This is a genomic window from Enterobacter pseudoroggenkampii (genome assembly GCF_026420145.1).
Taxonomy (GTDB): Bacteria; Pseudomonadota; Gammaproteobacteria; order Enterobacterales; family Enterobacteriaceae; genus Enterobacter; species Enterobacter pseudoroggenkampii.
In genome coordinates this window covers 59,645-77,551 of record NZ_JAPMLV010000006.1, presented here as the reverse complement: position 1 = coordinate 77,551, position 17,907 = coordinate 59,645, and the positions used below count along the sequence as shown (strand labels likewise).

Sequence of the window (17,907 nt, the reverse complement as noted above, 5' to 3'; positions counted from 1 at the left end):
TAATCAGGCTTCTGCCGGAAGCAGCAATCGGTTTGCCGAGCCGCAAACGGCGATCTTGCTTCTGACCACCTCTTTCATGGCGTCCATGCCGACCCGCATATAGAAGCGCGGATCGTTACCCTGCGGGTTTTCGGCAAACCAGGCTTTAACCGCGTCAGAGAAGGCAATTTTCAGTTCGGTGGCCACGTTGACTTTGCACACGCCCAGTTCGATGGTGCGACGCACATCCTCATCCGGCACATCGCTCGCGCCGTGCAGCACCAGCGGCACCGTGACCACTTCGCGAATTTCTGCCAGCCGCTGGAAGTCGATTTTTGGGCGCTTGGTATACAGGCCGTGCGCGGTGCCGATGGCGACGGCAAGGCTATCGACGCCGGTCAGTTCGACGAAGCGTTTCGCCTCCTGCGGATCGGTAAGGAACGCGCTTTCCGCATCAACGCTCATGTCATCTTCCACGCCGCCCAAGCGGCCCAGCTCGGCTTCGACGCTGCAGTCGTTGAGGTGGCAGAAATCGACCACCGACTTCACTAGCTTCACGTTTTGTTCAAACGGATAGTGGCTGCCGTCGATCATCGCGCTGCGCACGCCCGCGTTGACCTTGCGGCGAATATCGTCCAGCGATTCGTGGTGATCGAGGTGCAGCGCCAGCGGCATGTCGTAGGTGTGGGAGTACGCGCTGCACAGGGCGTAGATCTCTTCCAGCGCAATATGCTTAAAGGTGCCCGGCGTGCCCGCGAGGATCACCGGCGATCGCATTTCGCTGCACACTTCGAGGATCGCCTGGATCGTCTCCGCGTTGTGGATGTTGAACGCCGGAACGGCGTAGCCTTTTGCCTGCGCGTCCAGCAGAAGATATTTCGTCGAGATAATACTCATAATCAGATCCTCTTAAGCCTGCCACGGATGAATAACAACGCCCTGTACCACGCGGTTGACCGTCCCGCTGGCGGATGGCGTATCGGGCGTATTACCTACGCTGAGCGACTGGGTGAGTGCAAAGACCTGCGCATAGATCAGGAAGCAGAACGCCTGTTCCATATCGATAAACGGACGTGAAGGCGGCAGCAGAATGTGCGGACCCGCTTCAATGACCGGATCGTTTTCAGCGGCGATGGCGACGACGCGCATAGCCTGGCGATCACGGCGCAGCTCGGCCAGCAGATCCAGATCGTACTGGCGCGTATACGGATGGCTCGAGATAAACACCACCACCAGCGTTTCGTTATCCACCAGAGACTTCGGCCCGTGACGGAAACCGGTAGGGGAATCGTAGAATGCCGCCAGCTTGCCCGCCGTCAGCTCCAGCACCTTCAGCGCCGATTCGCGCGCCGCGCCCTGCAGGCCGCCGCTTCCCAGATAGACGACGCGTTTCCACGGCTCGTTGCCAAAAACACCGTGGCTGAAATCGCCGAGCGAGGTGAGGATCGCCTGACAGCGATCGGCGACGTCGCGGAAGGTTTTACTGTTGATCGTCTCAGGGGCGAATACGGCCAGACAGCTCGCCATCATGGTGGTGATGCTGCTGGTCATCGCGAACCCTCGGTCGTGCGTTTCGGCAGGCATCAGCAGGGCATAAGCGTTATCGCTGTTAACGGCGTTCTTGTAGAGGCTCCCCGCCTCGTTGCAGGTAATCGACAGGTGGTAGCACTCTGGTACGAACTGGTTTGCCAGCTCGACGGCTGCGACGCTTTCCGGGCTGTTGCCGGAGCGGGCAAACGAAACCAGCAGCAGCGGATGCGCAGGGCTGAAGTAGTCCATCGGGTTCGTGACCAGATCGGTTGTCGGGACGGCAGTGAAGTTTTTCCCGGTGTAGCTCGCGAGCCAGGGAGAAACGATATCGCCGATAAAGGCGGACGTGCCCGCGCCGGTCAGGACGATCCGCAGGTCGTCCTTACGCAGCAGCGGCGTCAGGAAGCTGTCGATCGAAGAGCGCAGGCTATCGATATTGTTGAGCGAGCGGATCCAGCTGGCAGGCTGCTGGCGGATCTCTTCCTCGGTCCAGGTGCCGGTTGCGGCGGTGGTAGTTTGTGGCATAACTCAGTCCTTAGTCGTGTGAATTCCACATCAGACGCTGGCAATCGTGTCGCTATCTTTCGTTTCGTTTCACTTGTTCACTTAAGCAGTTAAATAAAATCTATAGAAAAGAAATCGAAACTTCAATGGAAGAAAAGAAATAAAACGAAAAGTGTGATCGTGAAAGGAAAGGGAAAATTTAAGGAAAGGAAAAGAAAGGCCTTACGATCGGGTGCCGTAAGGCCAACAGGAGACACAATGAAAGGGCTAAAGGGGGAGAGCCTGGCCCTGAATCCAGATCTGCTGGAGGTGCAAACCCCCGTCCAGCGCAATGATATTGGCGCGTTTACCCGGGGCTAAGGATCCGAGCTGACCGTCAACGCCAAGCAGTCGGGCAGGGTGTAGCGAGGCCATATGGATAGCGTCTTCGGCGGTTACGCCCGCATACTCCACCATATTCCTGACCGCGGCATCCAGCGACAGCGTGCTACCTGCCAGCCCGCCGGAGCCGGTTCGAACCACGCCGTTTTGCATTGAGACCTCTTCACCACAGAGCGTGTACCGTCCGTCCGGCATACCTGCCGCCTGCATGGCATCGGTAATCAGCACCACGCGATCCTTCGCGCAGCAACAGCATAAGCGCATCGCCCCAGGATGGACGTGGTGGCCGTCGGCAATTAGCTCCAGCCACGCCCGTTTGTCCGTCAGCCCTGCTCCGACCATGCCGGGCTCTCTGTGGTGCAGCCCCGTCATGCCGTTGTAGCAGTGCACCAGCCCGTCGGCACCCGCATCAAACGCGGCGAGTGTTTGCCGGTACGTGGCAGCGCTGTGGCCCAGCATCACGCGTAAACCGCGCTGTTTAAGATAGTGGATCGCCTGCAGCGCGCCGGGTTTTTCTGGCGCGAGCGCCACTACCCGCAACGTGTTATGCGAGACGTCGATCAGTGCATCCAGCTCCGTGATATTCAGTTCCCGGAATAACTCGGGCGGGTGCGCCCCTTTGTTCTGCGGCGTAAAGTAGGGCCCTTCCAGGTAGCTGCCCAGGATCTGCGCGCCGGGGCCGCCCGACTGACAGCGACGGGCGATTCGCGCGAGCGCGCCGTGGATAGCCTCCAGCGGCGCGGTCACGGTGGTGGGTAAAAAGGCACCCACGCCTTCGCGCGCTTTATGCATCGCGAGAATATCCAGTACGTCAGGCGCATCATCCATCACGTCCACGCCCGCGCCGCCGTGGACGTGCGTATCGATATACGCCGGGCAGAGCAGCTCTGCATCGCGCGACGTGACGCCTGCCGGGACAGGCTCAATAGCCGCAATCACGCCGTCTTCAATGCGTAGCTGGTGGTCATCCAGCCAGCCCTGTTCGGTAAGCACCCGCCTCGCGCGCAGCAGCTGCCTCATATCCCTTCCTCGGCAGGGGCTTCCTCGCGACAGCGTCCCAGCTCGTCTACGAGGCTCGTCAGGCCGCGGTGCCCGCACTCCAGTGCCTGCAGACGAAACGCTTCGCTGCTTAATCCATCGCGCTCCAGCACCATCTCCAGCAGCAGCTGCAGGTTGGTGCCGGTGATGACTTCACTGCCCGGCCGTTGTATGGCGAGCGTCGATGCCACGCGAAACGGCGTGCCGCCGAGCAAATCGGTGAGAAACACAATATCGTGCTCTGCATCGAGTTCGCTCACCGCCTGCTCAAGCTGAGCGGTCAGCCGCGCGGTGGTGGACGTTTCAGGAAAATCGATGGCGATAAACTGCGGCTGTTCGCCGAGGATCTGCTTCATCGCCTGCTCAAGCCCGCTGGCAAACCCGCCGTGACCCGTCAAAATAATGCCTAACATCGCAACCTCTTTGCTTTTACAGGAAGTGACAGAATTTACCGACAACGCCCAGCAGCACGGTGATACCAATCAGCCGCAGCGGGCTCCAGCCGCGGCGCACCAGCCAGAACATGGTCAGGGTGTAGACCAGCGGCAGGAACGCGGGCATCAGCTTGTCGATTACGTCGGCCTGCAGTTTGACAACGGCATCACCTGCCTTGATTTCAAGCGTCGTATTGAGGCGGACGTAGGTTGCCACCAGCGCGCCGATCACCGTCATCCCGACGATAGACGCCGCGTGGCCGACCTTTTTGGTGTTGGCTTTGATCAGCGGAATGGCCGCCACGCCCATCCGGTAAGCGTAGTGCGCCAGGCCAAAACGCAGGCCGAGGTGCACCACGTTAAACAGCACGATAAAGACCACGGCCCCCAGAATCGACCCTTGCAGCGCCAGGCTGGCGCCGATACCACCGCAGATGGGCAGCAGGGTTAGCCAGAACATGGCGTCGCCAATACCGCCGAGCGGCGCGCCGACGGCAATTTTGGTGCTCTGGATGCTGTTCACATCCTGCTTGGAGCGCTCCATCGCCAGAATGATGCCGATAACAAAGGTCACCAGGAACGGGTGGGTGTTAAAGAAGCCCATATGGCCTTTCATTGCCCGCGCCAGGTCCCGCTTGTTGGTGTGGATCTTTTTCAACGCGGGCAGCAACCCGTACAGCCAGCCGGAGGCCTGCATACGTTCGTAGTTAAACGAGGCCTGCAGCAGCATGGAACGCCAGGCCACGCGGTTAATATCCTTTTTCGTCAGCTCGGCACCGATGCTCTGGTCTTCGTAGACGTTTTCGTTGACGCCGGTCAGCAGCGTCTCTTCGGATTCAGACACGCCCGGTAACGTTGTTTGATTAGATGCCATCTTCGAATTCCTCTTTCTGGGCCGCTGGAGCCGTCGGTTCAGGTGATTTACGCATCAGGTCGATCAGCGCCATCGCCAGCGCGGCCGCCGCAATCGCCAGCACCGGAAGCTTGAGCCAGGCGGCGGCGACAAAACCGATAATGAAGTAAGGGATGTAGACGTTTTTCATCATGATCTTCAGCAGCACGGCGAAGCCGATGGCTGGCATGATGCCGCCCGCGACGCCGAGGCCGTCAATCAACCGTGCTGGCAGAACATCAATGGCGGTTTTCGCATGTTCCGCACCGAAGTAGATCGGCAGGAACGCGCACAGAAAATAGAAGATGCCGAGCGCCAGCAGCGCAAGATAGTTAACCCGTTCAATACCGTGAGTATCTGCATTGGCCGCCATGCGATCGCAGCGTGACATCACGCCGGACATCACCGAGAAGAGGAACGTAATCCCCATTTGAACCGCAACGGCAAACGGGACGGCGACGCCAACCGCGACTTCTGGCTTCACGCCGGTGCTGATGGCAAATGCGGTACCCACGATGGTGCCGATAATGACGTTAGGCGGCTGGGCACCGGCGAGCGGGGCCAGCCCCATCCAGACCAGCTCTAACGTACCGCCGGTCAAAATGCCGGTGTGCAGATCGCCCAGAATCAGGCCGACCAGCGGCCCGAGCACCACCGGGCGGTGCATGTGCGTTAACCCGTTAAACATATCCAGACCGGCGATAAAGGCGAGTATGCCCAACCCCAGCGCCTGCAACAGACTGATTTCCATTGTGAATCCCTCAGAGCAGTTTAAAGAGGTCCAAAGCAGTTTCTGTTGGAACACCCTGAACGAAGCATTCCACACCGGCCGCTTTCAGGCCGTTGAACGCGGCGATATCGTTCGCGTCGACAGAGACCGTTTTGGCAATTTGTTGTTTGCCACTGGCGTAGTGCATGTTTCCGACGTTAATACGGGTGATGGGCACGCCGCCCTCAACCAGCTTCAGAAAATCGGCGGGTGATTTGCAGACCAGCAGGATTTTCTGGCGGTCAGCGGCGCGGTGAATGTTGTCGATCACTTTTTGCAGCGACCAGAAGCGCACGGCGATCCCTTCCGCGAGCACCATTTCCATCAGGTTCTGTTGAACCGGATCTTCAGCCACCTCATCGTTGGCGACGAGTACCAGGTTTGCCCCCGCAAACCCCACCCACTGCACGCCCACCTGACCGTGGATCAGGCGTTCATCAATGCGGCATAAGACAATGTTTGGCATAGCGCTTTCCTCTTTTTATTATGCGTTTTGCGTTGTTACGCCTTCGCAGGCGGCGTGGTACTGCTGGAGTATGTCCTGAATGTGGTCAATGATGAGTTCCCGTGGCGTTGACTTGAGAGCGCCCTCGCGAACTTTGCTGTACTGCAGCGGCAGGTACTGGCTGATCAGCGGCAGCGGAATGGGCTCGTCTGCCAGGTTACGCACCAGGCGTTCAAAGGCGTCGTCAATCTGACTGTCCGGCCAGTAGTAGCGCACGCGGTCAGAGTAGCTGTAGCCGCGCGCCAGGCGACGCGCGTTGCCGTCACCGTGGTAATGGCTTTGCCAGTATTCCGGGCGGTCGAGCATGACGTTTTCCAGTACGTGACGCAGGCCGGAGCTGGCTTTTGCCGGCAGCAGCTCCTCTTCTATAGCGGCCAGCGAGAACAGCGCTTCGCGCAGGGCGAAGGTCAGGGCAGGACCAACTTTCAGAATCGCAAAGTGATCGTTGACCAGCTTTCGCAGCGCCTGCGGCGTCTGGTAGTCGGTGGAGTGTGCTTCAAACACCAGCGTGTCGTAGGCTTCAACCATTTTGCTCAGGGCAACGGCTTTCTGCGGCTGATAGTCGCAGACGTGCGCATGGTCGAACTCCACGCCAGGCTGGACCACCAGGCCAATAATGCGCGGCCAGATGTCGCTTAAGCCTTCCTTTTCGAACGCGTGGCGGTGCGCTTCAAGCGTGGCGCGGGCCGCGTCTGGCGTGGTGACGGCAAGTTCGGTGAGCGTCTCGTGCGCGCCACCGGGAACCGGCACTTCCGTGCCGATAACGTAGACCAGATCGGATTCACCAAACTGCTCGCGACAGGTCGCTTCGGCAATCTTCGCCAGGCGTGCGGCGCGTTCGGCAACGATCGCGTCGGTCAGGGGAACCGGGTCGTCCGCGCAGGACATGCTGCAGTCGAGGTGGATCTTTTTGAATCCGGCAGAAACATAGCTTTTGATCAGATCGTCGGCATTAGCCATCGCCTGTTGCGCAGGCAGGTTTTGCCAGCGGTTAGGGCCCAGGTGATCGCCGCCGAGGATCAGCTGTGACGTCGGGAAACCGAGCGACTCGGCCAGCTGGCAGACAAACCCGTGAAAATCAGCGGGCGTCATGCCGGTATAGCCACCAAACTGATCCACCTGGTTGGAGGTGGCCTCGATCAACAGCGGCGACTGATGCGAATGCGCGTAACGAATTGCAGCTTCCAGTACCAGCGGATGTGCGGAGCAGACGGCGTAAATCCCGTTTGAATTCCCCCGTTTATGGTGTTCCACCATTTCTGTCAGATGTTTCACTTTCCTCTCCATTTCGGATGGTAATGATATTTATCTTTCGTTTTGTTTCATTTAATCCTGCATCATGGTGATCTAAAAATAAAACGAAAGATAATGGTTTTCCGATCTGTTTCACAAAAGAAACATAATGAAAGGTTTCAGCGCGGTGCCAGCTTGCGTATCGTCACTATGCAGGGCTTGCATTCCCGTAAAGGAAAGGCCTTAATAGGCAAAACGAAATGAAACGAAAGAATATTGATTAAGGAGCTCGTATGAGCAGCACCGATTCATCCGCGGAAAAGCGCATCACCAGCACCAGTGAAAGGCGGGAGCAGATCATTCAGCGGTTGCGGGCGCAGGGAAGCGTACAGGTTAACGATCTGTCTCATCTGTACGGCGTATCGACGGTAACAATCCGCAATGACCTGGCGTTCCTGGAGAAGCAGGGCATTGCCGTTCGCGCTTACGGTGGGGCATTGATTTGCGAAGGCAACATGCCGGGCGCTGAGCCTTCCGTGGAGGATAAAAGCTCGCTGAATACGGCGGTGAAGCGCAGTATCGCGCAGGCTGCTGCCGCGCTGGTCAAACCCGGGCACCGTATTATTCTGGACTCCGGCACCACGACGTTTGAAATCGCCCGCATGCTGCGTCAGCACACGGACGTCATCGCGATGACCAACGGGATGAACGTGGCGAATGCGTTGCTGGAAGCGGAAGGGGTGGAACTGCTGATGACCGGTGGACATTTGCGCCGTCAGTCGCAATCTTTCTACGGTGACCAGGCAGAACAGTCGCTACAGAATTACCATTTTGACCTGCTGTTCCTGGGCGTTGACGCCATCGATCTCGACCGCGGCGTGAGCACGCACAACGAAGACGAAGCCCGTCTGAATCGCAAAATGTGCGAGGTGGCAGAACGCATTATTGTGGTGACGGACTCCAGCAAATTTAACCGCTCGAGCCTGCATAAAATCATTGATACACAACGGATTGATATGATTATTGTCGATGAAGGCATTCCGGCGGAGAGCCTGGAAGGGCTGCGAAAAAGCGGGATTGAGGTGGTGTTGGTTTAAGGTTTTTTACCCTCTCCCCTGGGGGGAGAGGGCTGGGTGACGGGAAGTCACGTCACCGGTGCCGGGTTAAACACCGCCAGCTGATTATGCAATCCCCACTGATCCGAAAAGGTTTTCTTCCGTCCGCTGGCGACATCCAGAATGAAGTGGAACAGTTTCCAGCCCACGTCCTCAATACTCTCTTCTCCGGTGGCGATAGTGCCCGCGTTGATATCCATTAAGTCATACCAGCGGTTTGCCAGCTCGGTGCGGGTCGCCATCTTAATCACCGGCACCGCCATCAGGCCGTACGGCGTGCCGCGCCCGGTGGTAAAGACCTGTACCGTAATGCCGGATGCCACCTGCTGCGTGCCGCAGACAAAATCGCTGGCCGGCGTTGCCGCGTAAATCAGGCCGCGTTTCGTCGGGCGCTGGCCCGGGGAGAGCACTTCTGCAATGGCGCTCTGACCGGATTTGGCAATGGAGCCAAGGGCTTTTTCCACCACGTTCGCCAGGCCGCCTTTTTTGTTCCCCGGAGACGGGTTGGCGCTGCGGTCGGTTTTGCCCATATCGAGATAGCTATCGTACCAGGCCATCTCCTCAAGCAGGCGCTTGCCGACCTCTTCATTAACGGCGCGTGGCGTAAGCAGATGGATGGCGTCACGCACTTCGGTCACCTCGGAGAACATCACCGTGGCGCCGCAGCGAACAAGCAGATCGGACGCATAGCCTACCGCCGGGTTGGCCGTCACGCCGGAGAAGGCATCGCTGCCGCCGCACTGGGTGCCCACGACCAGTTCCGAGGCCGGACACGTTTCGCGCTGGCGGCGGTTGAGTTTGTCCAGATGTCGCTCTGCCACCTGCAGAATGTCATCGACCATTGAGCGGAAACCAACGTGGCGTTCGTCCTGCAGGCGCACGATACTGGCCTCGTCTGCCGGGATGGCTTTAACATCCTCGGTCCCCTGCAGCAGGCGTTCTGGCTGCAATTTTTCACAGCCGAGGCCGATGACCATCACCTCGCCGCCAAAGTTCGGGTTGAGGGCGATATTGTGGATGGTCCGGATAGGCACCACGGCAGCGGGCGCGTTAATCGCCACGCCGCAGCCGTAGAGGTGGTTCAGGCCCACCACGCCGTCGACGTTCGGGTATTTTGGCAGCAGATCGCGTTCGATGATTTTCACCACGTAATCCACTACGCCCGCCACGCAGTGCACGCTGGTGGTAATACCGAGCAGATTCTTGGTGCCGACGCTGCCGTCCGCATTGCGGTAGCCTTCGAAGGTATAGCCCTCCAGCGGAGGAAGCGGTTCCGGCACGCGGGTTGCCAGCGGAAGCGTGTTCAGCGGCGGCGCTTCTGGAAGTGCCACCAGCGACTCCTCAACCCAGCTACCCTGTGGTATAGCGCGAACGGCATAGCCGATGACTTCACCGTAACGTACGATTTCGCTATTAGCAGGGATATCCACCAGGGCGACTTTATGTCCCTGTGGAATATGCTCAATCAGTTCCAGCCCGTCCGGGAATCGAGTGCCCGCTTTTAAGCCATTGTCGTTGACAATAATCGCCACATTATCGATGTCGTGTACTTTGATATAAAACGCCGTCGGCGATGCCTGTCGAATTTCAATGTCGGCCATTGTTCACTATTCTCCAGCAAAGTGTCTGATAATAAATTCAGCCAATTTTCTAATGGTAGAAATTAATACGCGGCTTTCAGAAATAAAGCATGTCAGCAGAATGAATAGCAAAATGTGATCCCGATCGCTTCAGAACCCGTAATCCTTGATTCTGTGCATTAGCGCCCAGTGCTTTGTGCATATGCAAAAATTTTTATCAAAATATACCGTAATACCTGAGCATTAAAACAATGTGCGGTCGCGGATAGCGTCTTATACTGAATGACGTTTTTATCACGCCAAAATACGGCAGAATAATAAATATCATGCTGGCGGGGTGTCTGAATAAATAAAATGATGCTGAAAAAGGCTGCGGAATTAAAAAGGTAAATACGATGAATAACGCGATCTTCCCGAATAAATTTAAAGCGGCCCTCGCGGCGCACCAGATTCAGATTGGCTGTTGGTCCGCGCTGGCAAACCCAATCAGCACCGAAGTGCTGGGCCTGGCCGGTTTCGACTGGCTGGTGCTGGACGGCGAACATGCGCCGAACGATATCAGCACGTTTATTCCGCAGCTGATGGCGCTGAAAGGCAGCCACAGCGCCCCGGTGGTGCGTGTACCCACCAACGAGCCGGTGATTATCAAGCGTCTGCTGGATATCGGCTTCTACAACTTTCTGATCCCGTTTGTGGAGACGGAAGAACAAGCGGCGCTGGCCGTTGCGTCAACGCGCTACCCCCCGGAAGGGATCCGCGGCGTCTCCGTTTCGCACCGCGCCAATATGTTTGGCAACGTGCCGGACTATTTCGCGCAGTCCAACAGCAACATCACCATTCTGGTTCAGATCGAGAGCCAGCAGGGCGTTGATAACGTCGACGCGATTGCCGCCACAAACGGCGTGGACGGTGTCTTCGTCGGCCCAAGCGATCTGGCTGCCGCCTTTGGCCATCTGGGCAACGCCAGCCACCCTGACGTACAGCGCGCGATCCAGCACATCTTTGCCCGCGCCAAAGCACACGGCAAACCGTGCGGCATTCTGGCGCCGGTTGAGGCGGACGCCCGGCGCTATCTCGAGTGGGGAGCCACGTTTGTTGCCGTCGGCAGCGACCTCGGCGTTTTCCGCTCGGCTACGCAGAAATTAGCGGACGCTTTTAAAAAATAACCATCATTGAGGAAACAGATTATGACGCTGAAAGTGGGCTTTATTGGCCTGGGGATCATGGGTAAACCAATGAGTAAGAACCTCATCAAAGCGGGTTACTCACTGGTGGTATCCGATCATAATCCACAGGCCGTGGCGGAGGTGATGGCGGCGGGCGCAGAAACGGCCACCACCGCCAAAGCGATTGCCGAGCAGTGCGACGTCATCATCACCATGCTGCCAAACTCACCGCATGTTAAAGAGGTCGCGCTGGGTGAAAACGGCATTATCGACGGCGCGAAGCCGGGCCTGGTGCTGATTGATATGAGCTCTATTGCGCCGCTCGCAAGTCGTGAAATCAGCGAGGCGTTAAAAGCGAAGGACGTCGATATGCTGGACGCGCCGGTCAGCGGCGGTGAGCCGAAAGCGATAGACGGTACGCTGTCGGTGATGGTCGGCGGTGATAAAGCGGTTTTCGAGAGATTTTACGACCTGATGAAAGCAATGGCGGGCTCCGTGGTGCACACCGGGGAGATCGGGGCGGGTAACGTGACCAAGCTGGCAAACCAGGTGATTGTGGCGCTGAACATTGCCGCCATGTCCGAAGCGCTGACGCTGGCAACCAAAGCGGGCGTCAACCCGGACCTGGTCTACCAGGCCATTCGCGGTGGTCTGGCGGGCAGTACCGTACTGGAGGCCAAAGCGCCGATGGTCATGGATCGTAATTTCAAACCCGGTTTCCGCATCGACCTGCATATCAAAGATCTGGCCAACGCGCTGGATACGTCACACGGCGTGGGCGCGCAGCTGCCGCTGACCGCGGCGGTCATGGAGATGATGCAGGCGCTGCGTGCCGATGGCCTGGGCACGGCCGATCACAGCGCGATTGCATGCTACTACGAAAAACTGGCGAAGGTGGAAGTGGCGCGTTAATCACGCCTTGCCCATACCTGAGGGTGACAGCGGCGCGCAAACCCTCTATACTGCGCGCCGAAGCTGACCAGACAGTCGCCGCTTCGTCGTCGTCCCTTTCGGGGGAGACGGGCGGAGGGGAGGAAAGTCCGGGCTCCATAGGGCAGGGTGCCAGGTAACGCCTGGGGGGGAAACCCACGACCAGTGCAACAGAGAGCAAACCGCCGATGGCCCGCGCAAGCGGGATCAGGTAAGGGTGAAAGGGTGCGGTAAGAGCGCACCGCGCGGCTGGTAACAGTCCGTGGCACGGTAAACTCCACCCGGAGCAAGGCCAAATAGGGGTTCACATGGTACGGCCCGTACTGAACCCGGGTAGGCTGCTTGAGCCAGTGAGCGATTGCTGGCCTAGATGAATGACTGTCCAACGACAGAACCCGGCTTATCGGTCAGCTTCAACTCATTTCAAAACAATACGTTGGTGTGTCTCAGGCCTTCATAGGTGAAAATGTGACACAGACTGTGATACAAACGAGGCACACCAACGGCTGTTCCATCCCGAATATCCTCAAGCGTGGCAACCGCTACTGCCTTCATTTCCGACTACCTTCAGGTGGCTTTTTTCGCATGTCTCTGGGTTGCGATTCAGCCAGCAGAGCAAGGTTTATATCTTCCCGTCTCACTATGTTCATTTCTCTTGTAAAATCGTCCAAGATGGAGCCAGCCCTACTATTGGACATAGTGCATAAAATGAAGAAATTAGAACAAAAAGACATTGATGATTATTTGCTGAGTATTCAGGCCGCCTTTTATTCCGCAGCAAAAAAATCCCAACAACTGTAAGTAAGAAACTGCGTAGCTCGACTTCATTAACTTATGAAAAAAGTAACGTTACCCTCTTGGGAGATGTGCTTGGTGATACTTTCACAACTGATGGTAGCCTTCAACGCCTGCGCTGGGCGTGTAACGATGAGCAACCCGGAACAGTCAACCATGGCAAACGGGCAAACGCTTTGTGTTTACTCCAACAGCATTTACACCTTTACCTATGTAACCAGCTCAAAGCACTGCCCCTACAGCAGGACCTTCGATACGGCTGAAAGAGAGTAAAAGTTCGGGGGCTACACCCGATTTACCGAATGTTACGAAACGCAGTTTCGCTTACGTCTAATACTTGTTGCTCATGTGGTCATTGATTGTAAAATGACCGTTGTGATTATTTCCATAATAAGTAGAGGGACTTATGACAAGAGCACTGGCAAGGCTCGGGGACAAAACGACTAGCGGCGGGTATATTGCTACCGCAACATCGACGATTACTGAAGAACGGAAAATCGCCCTACTCGGTGACACTGCATATTGCCCGAAGGATACTTGTAATGGTTTCTTCGAAATAAACGGCACCGCTTACCATTTTGCTGAAAACCACCCCTGCGTCGCCACAGGTGATCAGGTGCTGTGTAACTGCAAAAGCAACCAGGTGTTAGGTAGCACGACAATATGGGCTGAAGATGCGTCAGATAATCCCTTCGAAGAACATCAAAAGCGGGCTGCCGAATGGCCTATTAACAAAGCTATTGCCGCTGCCGCAGCGCTGAGTGCTCTACCCGTTTTTGCAAAATCCTGTCTGCGAGGAGATGGCTGCACTGAAGCAGGAACCGATCAGGAATCCATTGATAACTTCGGTCATGCTGGCTATTACCGTGCAACACCGCAAGCAGAACAACCAGAAGAAGAACCTGTTCAACACGCACAGGCAGCAAAGAAGCACAAACCAGCCGAACCAACACCGCTGCCGGAAGATAATCGCCCGTGGTATAAGCGCCTTTTCAGTTCCTCTGACACAACTAAAGCCGCTGCGACAGCGGGAATGGCGACAGCAAGAGCAGCGACAACTACCGGAATTGCGCCAGGCGCAGCAATCGAAGCCGGATATGCGGCATTGCAGAAGATCGGCGGCAACCTTTCTACGGCTGGTCGCTGGATAGCCCCCAATCCCACAACTGTTTTTCTGTTTGGTATGTTCTACTCACCAAAACTCAACAGTGGTGAGCAGGACTATATCGACAGGATGCGTCTTGAGCAGGCCGCACGAAATAAAGAAGATGTTCCGACCCGGGTCCGTTTTCGCTGGGAGGCTGACCAGTACGGCACCATGAGACCGAAAGGTTTCCACGTTAGCGCCAGAGGCGGACAGGATAAAGTTCCGGTGCGTATGCTTCAGAAGAACACCACTACCGGAAATTACGAATTCTGGGAAGATGGCGCAAACAAGCCGACAATCGTCTGGACGCCTGACGATCCGGGATATGCTTCACCTTCCAACACCGGCAATCAGGATAACGTCTACATTCCGCCGAACGTGCTGGTTTATCCAGAAAGTGAGATCAATAGTCCGTGGTCAACGGAAACACCTGCACCGGGAGAACGTCCATTCAGGGATTATATTCTTGTACATCCTACAGGGACGTTTGACCCGATTTATGTCTACCTCAGCAAGAACCCAAATGATCCTATCTGGACAAAAACCAAAACGTCTGAACCAGTCGAGAATGCCTACGGTCACTGGGTGAAGCATGGACATGAGTTTGAGGATAATTCTTTCAACAACTCGAAGGAGTACGTTAATGCTACTCATGATTTTGTTCGAACACCTCCCGCAGGGACTTTAACGAAGGTCCGACAGAATGGCGATGTGATGTACTATCATCCAGCGACAAATACTTTCTCCGTAAAGACTAAGGATGGAGTACCGAAGACAATGTTTAAACCGAAAGGTGGGATGGAATATTGGGAGAAACAGAAATGATAGATTCAAAACACTCTTGCCCTTGCTGCGGTCAGTATGAATTCCCCGAAGAAGGTAGTTATGAGATTTGCCCAGTTTGCAACTGGGAAGACGATCCCGTTCAGGCTGAGGACCCTGGCTACAAAGGCGGGGCTAATGTAATGAGTTTGAACGAAGCGCGCGAAGCATTCCGACAAGGTCGAAAGGTAAGTTAACCTTGCTTTGACGGATTTGACCTGTGAGTAGAATGGCTGGCTTTGTCCCGGCCTTTCTTTTGTCTGTTAGCTTGCTTTATCTGCAATACAAAGTGCGATACAGTCTGCGACACACGACAACCCCAGCGCTGTAGACGCCTGACGTATGGTTGAACGAAGCCGCCTTATCGGTCAGCTTCAACTTCTTAGAAAACCCCGCTTCGGCGGGGTTTTTGCTTTCAGGGGGGGTTAGGCTGGGTAAGCGCAGCGCCACCCGGCACCAGACAAACGACATCAATTCTCATATTTGCGACATTAAGCACATTTCACTGTTTTTATCCCTTCAGTGTCGCTCCTGTGTCTGCGGACGATCGTCATCACAAAATTTCACGCTAAAAAACCCGCGATTTTCAGTATTGATAATTTGTTATGATTGTTATCTTAATGATCGCGAAACTTTTCTCGTTTGATATGCATACATTGAAATCAAATACATTTCTCCCATGAATATGTGACGTATTCCACTCTTTTCCGCCAGCCTGAAAATTCGCGTCGGAAAAATTTGATAAATTGAAAGAATGTTTCAAACAAATAGCGGTTATTTATTGGTCTTTAATTGCCTGAAATATCGCCTTTATTGATTTTTTCCGGATGGTAAAATTTATCCTGGTTATCGCCATAAAATAAATTTATTACCGCTATTTTTGTTGATCAATATCAGCGTAGTAGCATATTTCTCTCTATTTATTACTTTGATAAATAAGCGTTTTTATGGTTTTTCGCTGTGCGTGATAAAGGGCCTGGAAAGCAAATTGTGAGTAACAGCACATACCCCTTCAAACATTATTGAGTAGAATTCACCCCGTCATAGGGAAATAAGTGCAGAATATTATGAACACTATTATTCTACCGAAAACACAGCACCTCGTGGTATTTCAGGAAGTCATTAAAAGTGGCTCCATAGGTTCTGCAGCAAGACAGCTGGGTCTGACGCAACCCGCCGTCAGCAAAATCATCAGCGATATTGAGTCCTACTTCGGTGTGGAAGTGATGGTGCGTAAAAACACCGGCGTAAAACTCACTGCTGCGGGCCAGGTTCTGCTCTCGTACTCAGAGTCCATCACCCGCGAAATGAAAAACATGGTGAGTGAGATTAACAGCCTGAGTTTCAGCACCGTTATGGACGTCTCCTTTGGTTACCCGTCGCTGATCGGCTTCACCTTCCTGTCCGAAATGATCAAAAAATTTAAAGAAGTGTTCCCGAAAGCACGCGTCTCGATGTATGAAGCCCAGCTCTCATCTTTCCTTCCGGCCATTCGCGACGGTCGTCTGGATTTCGCTATCGGCACGCTGAGTGATGAAATGCTGCTGCAGGATCTGCACGTCGAACCGCTGTTTGAGTCCGAGTTTGTGCTGGTCGCCAGCAAAATGCGAACGTGCACCGGCCCGACGACACTGGCATCGCTCACGCACGAGCAGTGGGTGATGCCGCAAACCGATATGGGCTACTACAAAGAACTTCTGACCACCCTGCAAGACAATCACATCAGCATCGAAAACATCGTCCAGACCGATTCGGTCGTCACCATTTATAACCTTGTCCTGAATGCCGATTATCTGACGGTGATTCCCCGCGACATGATTGCACCGTTCGGTTCTGACCAGTTTATTGTACTGCCAGTGGAAGATGAATTACCCGTGGCGCGTTATGCCGCCGTGTGGTCAAAAAATTACAGGATTAAAAAATCGGCGTCAGTATTAGTTGAGCTGGCAAAACAATATTCGTCGATGAATATCGAAAGACGACGATGAATAATTAGTACCCATTTTAAAAATACCCAGAGCGTTAACGTGTTAACGCGCTGATACCCTGACTTTGCCTGAAAAGAATGAATTATTATAACGAGGATATTATGCATATTACCTACGATCTCCCGGTAACGATTGAAGATATTCAGGACGCCAGAAAACGACTGGCAGGAAAAATATATAAAACCGGTATGCCACGTTCGAATTATCTCAGCGAACGTTGTAAGGGCGAAATATTCCTGAAATTTGAGAATATGCAGCGTACCGGCTCGTTTAAGATCCGCGGCGCGTTTAACAAGTTAAGCTCGCTGACCGACGCTGAAAAACGCAAAGGCGTTGTCGCCTGCTCCGCGGGAAACCACGCGCAGGGTGTGTCCCTCTCCTGCGCCATGCTCGGCATCGACGGCAAAGTGGTGATGCCGAAGGGGGCACCGAAATCCAAGGTTGCCGCCACCCGCGACTACTCCGCCGAAGTGGTGCTGCACGGCGAGAACTTCAACGATACCATCGCCAAAGTGAGCGAAATCGTTGAGACGGAAGGGCGTATTTTTATTCCGCCTTACGATGACCCAAAAGTGATTGCCGGGCAGGGCACCATCGGCCTGGAAATTCTCGAAGATTTATACGACGTGGATAACGTCATTGTACCTATCGGCGGCGGCGGATTAATTGCCGGGATTGCGACGGCGATTAAATCCATCAACCCGACCATTAATATTATCGGCGTACAGTCTGAAAACGTGCACGGAATGGCAGCCTCCTGGCAGGCAGGAGAAATAACCAACCATCGCGTTACCGGCACGTTAGCCGACGGCTGCGACGTCTCTCGTCCGGGGAAATTAACCTTCGAAATCGTTCGTGAACTGGTCGATGACATTGTGCTGGTGAGCGAAGACGATATTCGCAACAGCATGGTTGCCCTTATTCAGCGAAATAAAGTGGTGACGGAAGGCGCTGGCGCACTGGCTTGTGCTGCGTTATTAAGCGGCAAACTTGACCACTATATTCAGGGCCGCAAAACCGTCTGCATTATTTCCGGCGGCAATATCGACCTCTCCCGTGTTTCCCAAATTACCGGCTTCGTTGACGCATAAAGGTGACC

At 55.0% G+C, this 17,907-nt stretch carries 17 protein-coding genes and 1 other RNA gene; 9 read left to right on the top strand and 9 right to left on the bottom strand.

The window, feature by feature from the left end; genetic code table 11:
• Nucleotides 1-3: 3 nt before the first annotated feature.
• From kbaY to kbaZ, 8 genes are all read right to left on the bottom strand, one after another.
• Nucleotides 4-876, bottom strand: coding sequence for a tagatose-bisphosphate aldolase subunit KbaY (gene kbaY / locus OTG14_RS19895; protein WP_048992574.1), 873 nt, complete (start codon nt 874-876; stop codon nt 4-6).
• Between the two features lie 12 nt (nt 877-888).
• Nucleotides 889-2,034: an SIS domain-containing protein gene (locus OTG14_RS19890; protein ID WP_267215659.1), complete on the bottom strand. Its 1,146-nt coding sequence runs from the start codon at nt 2,032-2,034 to the stop codon at nt 889-891.
• Nucleotides 2,035-2,280: 246 nt separating this feature from the next.
• The gene (nagA, locus tag OTG14_RS19885) at nt 2,281-3,414 is read right to left on the bottom strand and encodes an N-acetylglucosamine-6-phosphate deacetylase (RefSeq protein WP_048992578.1); all 1,134 of its coding nucleotides are present in this window, start codon (nt 3,412-3,414) and stop codon (nt 2,281-2,283) included.
• Nucleotides 3,411-3,845, bottom strand: a complete 435-nt coding sequence (agaF, locus tag OTG14_RS19880) for a PTS galactosamine/N-acetylgalactosamine transporter subunit IIA (RefSeq protein ID WP_024906385.1) — start codon at nt 3,843-3,845, stop codon at nt 3,411-3,413. The genes nagA and agaF overlap by 4 nt, the downstream gene beginning before the upstream one ends.
• Nucleotides 3,846-3,861: 16 nt before the next feature.
• Complete coding sequence (agaE, locus tag OTG14_RS19875) at nt 3,862-4,740, bottom strand: PTS N-acetylgalactosamine transporter subunit IID (RefSeq protein ID WP_024906386.1); 879 nt, start codon at nt 4,738-4,740, stop codon at nt 3,862-3,864.
• The gene (agaW, locus tag OTG14_RS19870; RefSeq protein ID WP_024906387.1) at nt 4,730-5,509 is read right to left on the bottom strand and encodes a PTS N-acetylgalactosamine transporter subunit IIC; all 780 of its coding nucleotides are present in this window, start codon (nt 5,507-5,509) and stop codon (nt 4,730-4,732) included. The genes agaE and agaW overlap by 11 nt, the downstream gene beginning before the upstream one ends.
• Before the next feature lie 10 nt (nt 5,510-5,519).
• Nucleotides 5,520-5,993: a PTS N-acetylgalactosamine transporter subunit IIB gene (agaV, locus tag OTG14_RS19865; protein WP_023333561.1), complete on the bottom strand. Its 474-nt coding sequence runs from the start codon at nt 5,991-5,993 to the stop codon at nt 5,520-5,522.
• 18 nt (nt 5,994-6,011) lie between these two features.
• Nucleotides 6,012-7,319: a tagatose-bisphosphate aldolase subunit KbaZ gene (gene kbaZ, locus OTG14_RS19860; RefSeq protein WP_267215658.1), complete on the bottom strand. Its 1,308-nt coding sequence runs from the start codon at nt 7,317-7,319 to the stop codon at nt 6,012-6,014.
• Nucleotides 7,320-7,558: 239 nt separating this feature from the next.
• Here kbaZ and OTG14_RS19855 point away from each other — a divergent pair, with 239 nt between their 5' ends.
• Complete coding sequence (locus tag OTG14_RS19855; RefSeq protein WP_024906389.1) at nt 7,559-8,362, top strand: DeoR family transcriptional regulator; 804 nt, start codon at nt 7,559-7,561, stop codon at nt 8,360-8,362.
• A 47-nt stretch (nt 8,363-8,409) separates the two neighbouring features.
• Here the strand turns inward: OTG14_RS19855 and garD are convergent, their stop codons facing one another.
• Nucleotides 8,410-9,981: a galactarate dehydratase gene (gene garD / locus OTG14_RS19850; protein WP_024906390.1), complete on the bottom strand. Its 1,572-nt coding sequence runs from the start codon at nt 9,979-9,981 to the stop codon at nt 8,410-8,412.
• Between the two features lie 374 nt (nt 9,982-10,355).
• Here garD and garL point away from each other — a divergent pair, with 374 nt between their 5' ends.
• The 8 genes from garL (at nt 10,356) to tdcB (ending at nt 17,899) form a co-directional block, all read left to right on the top strand.
• Complete coding sequence (gene garL, locus OTG14_RS19845; protein WP_267215657.1) at nt 10,356-11,126, top strand: 2-dehydro-3-deoxyglucarate aldolase; 771 nt, start codon at nt 10,356-10,358, stop codon at nt 11,124-11,126.
• Between the two features lie 21 nt (nt 11,127-11,147).
• Nucleotides 11,148-12,038, top strand: coding sequence for a 2-hydroxy-3-oxopropionate reductase (gene garR, locus OTG14_RS19840; RefSeq protein WP_048992586.1), 891 nt, complete (start codon nt 11,148-11,150; stop codon nt 12,036-12,038).
• A 59-nt stretch (nt 12,039-12,097) separates the two neighbouring features.
• Nucleotides 12,098-12,475, top strand: an RNA gene (gene rnpB / locus OTG14_RS19835) — RNase P RNA component class A.
• 445 nt (nt 12,476-12,920) lie between these two features.
• Nucleotides 12,921-13,124: a hypothetical protein gene (locus tag OTG14_RS19830; protein WP_232473059.1), complete on the top strand. Its 204-nt coding sequence runs from the start codon at nt 12,921-12,923 to the stop codon at nt 13,122-13,124.
• A gap of 133 nt (nt 13,125-13,257) precedes the next feature.
• On the top strand, nt 13,258-14,823 hold the full coding sequence (locus tag OTG14_RS19825) for an S-type pyocin domain-containing protein (protein WP_248272465.1): 1,566 nt from the start codon (nt 13,258-13,260) through the stop codon (nt 14,821-14,823).
• On the top strand, nt 14,820-15,017 hold the full coding sequence (locus OTG14_RS19820; protein WP_157189774.1) for a CPCC family cysteine-rich protein: 198 nt from the start codon (nt 14,820-14,822) through the stop codon (nt 15,015-15,017). The genes OTG14_RS19825 and OTG14_RS19820 overlap by 4 nt, the downstream gene beginning before the upstream one ends.
• An 870-nt stretch (nt 15,018-15,887) precedes the next feature.
• Nucleotides 15,888-16,808, top strand: a complete 921-nt coding sequence (tdcA, locus tag OTG14_RS19815; RefSeq protein WP_267215656.1) for a transcriptional regulator TdcA — start codon at nt 15,888-15,890, stop codon at nt 16,806-16,808.
• A 101-nt stretch (nt 16,809-16,909) separates the two neighbouring features.
• Nucleotides 16,910-17,899 (top strand): bifunctional threonine ammonia-lyase/L-serine ammonia-lyase TdcB, encoded by a 990-nt coding sequence (tdcB, locus tag OTG14_RS19810; protein ID WP_024906393.1) that lies wholly within the window; start codon nt 16,910-16,912, stop codon nt 17,897-17,899.
• Nucleotides 17,900-17,907 lie beyond the last annotated feature (8 nt).

What these genes read in the sequence shown, in the direction of transcription:
- kbaY (WP_048992574.1), bottom strand. Translation starts at nt 876, where the DNA reads ATGAGTATTATCTCGACGAAATATCTTCTGCTGGACGCGCAGGCAAAA.
- OTG14_RS19890 (WP_267215659.1), bottom strand. Translation starts at nt 2,034, where the DNA reads ATGCCACAAACTACCACCGCCGCAACCGGCACCTGGACCGAGGAAGAG.
- nagA (WP_048992578.1), bottom strand. Translation starts at nt 3,414, where the DNA reads ATGAGGCAGCTGCTGCGCGCGAGGCGGGTGCTTACCGAACAGGGCTGG.
- agaF (WP_024906385.1), bottom strand. Translation starts at nt 3,845, where the DNA reads ATGTTAGGCATTATTTTGACGGGTCACGGCGGGTTTGCCAGCGGGCTT.
- agaE (WP_024906386.1), bottom strand. Translation starts at nt 4,740, where the DNA reads ATGGCATCTAATCAAACAACGTTACCGGGCGTGTCTGAATCCGAAGAG.
- agaW (WP_024906387.1), bottom strand. Translation starts at nt 5,509, where the DNA reads ATGGAAATCAGTCTGTTGCAGGCGCTGGGGTTGGGCATACTCGCCTTT.
- agaV (WP_023333561.1), bottom strand. Translation starts at nt 5,993, where the DNA reads ATGCCAAACATTGTCTTATGCCGCATTGATGAACGCCTGATCCACGGT.
- kbaZ (WP_267215658.1), bottom strand. Translation starts at nt 7,319, where the DNA reads ATGGAGAGGAAAGTGAAACATCTGACAGAAATGGTGGAACACCATAAA.
- OTG14_RS19855 (WP_024906389.1), top strand. Translation starts at nt 7,559, where the DNA reads ATGAGCAGCACCGATTCATCCGCGGAAAAGCGCATCACCAGCACCAGT.
- garD (WP_024906390.1), bottom strand. Translation starts at nt 9,981, where the DNA reads ATGGCCGACATTGAAATTCGACAGGCATCGCCGACGGCGTTTTATATC.
- garL (WP_267215657.1), top strand. Translation starts at nt 10,356, where the DNA reads ATGAATAACGCGATCTTCCCGAATAAATTTAAAGCGGCCCTCGCGGCG.
- garR (WP_048992586.1), top strand. Translation starts at nt 11,148, where the DNA reads ATGACGCTGAAAGTGGGCTTTATTGGCCTGGGGATCATGGGTAAACCA.
- OTG14_RS19830 (WP_232473059.1), top strand. Translation starts at nt 12,921, where the DNA reads ATGTGCTTGGTGATACTTTCACAACTGATGGTAGCCTTCAACGCCTGC.
- OTG14_RS19825 (WP_248272465.1), top strand. Translation starts at nt 13,258, where the DNA reads ATGACAAGAGCACTGGCAAGGCTCGGGGACAAAACGACTAGCGGCGGG.
- OTG14_RS19820 (WP_157189774.1), top strand. Translation starts at nt 14,820, where the DNA reads ATGATAGATTCAAAACACTCTTGCCCTTGCTGCGGTCAGTATGAATTC.
- tdcA (WP_267215656.1), top strand. Translation starts at nt 15,888, where the DNA reads ATGAACACTATTATTCTACCGAAAACACAGCACCTCGTGGTATTTCAG.
- tdcB (WP_024906393.1), top strand. Translation starts at nt 16,910, where the DNA reads ATGCATATTACCTACGATCTCCCGGTAACGATTGAAGATATTCAGGAC.